General features: G+C 52.4%; 1 protein-coding gene. It reads left to right on the forward strand.

Annotated features, from left to right (window positions below; all coding sequences use genetic code 11):
* On the forward strand, positions 1-250 hold a 250-nt coding region (locus AACV33_RS06595; RefSeq protein ID WP_182700749.1), incomplete at both ends, for a hypothetical protein.

Below are 250 nucleotides of genomic sequence, written 5' to 3' on the forward strand. Positions count from 1 at the left end.
CGATTGATATTATTGCGACGTCCACCGATGGCTCAACCAGTACGGGCACGTTTAACATCACGGTGACGGATGCAGATGGTACGTTGCCGGGTGGCGGCGATACGGATAATCCGGTGGGTCCGGTTACCGATTCAAATGCGTTAGATAATACGATTTCAGAGAATGCGGTAATAGGGGATGTGGTTAACCTCACCGGTTTGGCGACGGATCCGGATGGAGATGTGGTGAGCTACAGTTTATCTCCGGCGGA

It is taken from the genome of Aliivibrio sp. SR45-2 (genome assembly GCF_963890165.1).
In the GTDB taxonomy this organism is placed as follows: Bacteria; Pseudomonadota; Gammaproteobacteria; order Enterobacterales; family Vibrionaceae; genus Aliivibrio; species Aliivibrio salmonicida.